At 67.2% G+C, this 747-nt stretch carries 2 protein-coding genes; both read left to right on the plus strand.

Going from position 1 to position 747, the window contains the following annotated elements; translation table 11 throughout:
• The first annotated feature begins 15 nt into the window (after positions 1 to 15).
• Entirely contained in the window at positions 16 to 249 is a 234-nt protein-coding gene (gene secG / locus R1101_RS0124855; protein WP_026003669.1) for a preprotein translocase subunit SecG, read from the plus strand.
• 65 nt (positions 250 to 314) lie between these two features.
• Positions 315 to 747 (plus strand): phosphoenolpyruvate carboxylase (locus tag R1101_RS28855; protein WP_037225282.1); only part of this gene is annotated, 433 nt, incomplete at its 3' end.

Below are 747 nucleotides of genomic sequence, written 5' to 3' on the forward strand. Positions count from 1 at the left end.
ACATCGAACACCGACATGGAACTGTTCCTGGACATCCTCCTGATCGTCACGAGCCTGCTGCTCATCCTGCTGGTGCTGCTGCACCGCGGTAAGGGCGGTGGTCTGTCCAGCCTGTTCGGTGGCGGAGTCCAGTCCAATCTCTCGGGCTCGACGGTGGCGGAGAAGAACCTCGACCGTCTTACGGTCTTCACCGGCATCATCTGGGTGATTGCGATCCTCGGCATCGGACTGCAGATCAAGTTCAGCTGATCCCACCGGGGCGCACGGCCGCGTGCGCGGTCGCGCACCGGCCACGAGGCACACATACTGGCCGTATGACGGACGCTGTGCCTACATCTGCGACAGAACCTCTCCGCGAGAACATCCGCCTGCTCGGCGGCATCCTCGGCAACGTCATCCGCGAGCAGGCGGGAGCCGACACCTTCGACCTGGTCGAATCGGCCCGGGTGGAGAGCTTCCGGATCCGGCGCTCCGAGATCGACCGCACCGCACTCGCCGACCGCTTCGCCGGCGTCGCCACCGACGACCTGCTTCCCGTCGCCCGCGCGTTCAGTCATTTCGGTCTGCTCGCCAATCTCGCCGAGGATCTGCACCGCGAACGACGCCGCGCCCTGCATGTGCGGGCAGGCGACCCGCCGCAGGACAGCAGTCTCGCCGCCACCTACGCCAAGCTCGACGCGGCCGGCCCGAGCCTGGACGTCGGCACCGTGACCGACGCGCTGGCCTCCGCCCTCGTCGCTCCTGTCA

Source organism: Rhodococcus sp. R1101, assembly GCF_000278445.1.
In the GTDB taxonomy this organism is placed as follows: domain Bacteria; phylum Actinomycetota; class Actinomycetes; order Mycobacteriales; family Mycobacteriaceae; genus Rhodococcus; species Rhodococcus gordoniae.

Coding starts and splice junctions, on each gene's coding strand:
- secG (WP_026003669.1), top strand. CDS start 16: ATGGAACTGTTCCTGGACATCCTCCTGATCGTCACGAGCCTGCTGCTC.